The sequence below is a fragment of the Leclercia sp. UBA7405 genome (assembly GCF_037152215.1).
Classification (GTDB): domain Bacteria; phylum Pseudomonadota; class Gammaproteobacteria; order Enterobacterales; family Enterobacteriaceae; genus Enterobacter; species Enterobacter pneumoniae.
Genome location: NZ_JBBCMR010000030.1, coordinates 1 through 223 on the forward strand (window position 1 = coordinate 1; position 223 = coordinate 223).

Sequence of the window (223 nt, forward strand, 5' to 3'; positions counted from 1 at the left end):
TGGGTGGATCAGAGTCACAACCATCTTGATGTTGTCGCCTGGCATTACCATCTCAACGCCTTCTGGCAGTTCGATGGTACCGGTCACGTCAGTTGTACGGAAGTAGAACTGCGGACGGTAGCCTTTGAAGAACGGAGTATGACGGCCGCCTTCGTCTTTGGACAGGATGTACACTTCAGATTCGAACTTGGTGTGTGGCTTGATGGAGCCTGGCTTCGCCAGA

At 52.9% G+C, this 223-nt stretch carries 1 pseudogene; it reads right to left on the reverse strand.

Going from position 1 to position 223, the window contains the following annotated elements:
• Positions 1–223 (reverse strand): annotated as a pseudogene (tuf, locus tag WFN75_RS22735) (elongation factor Tu); the annotation flags it as partial.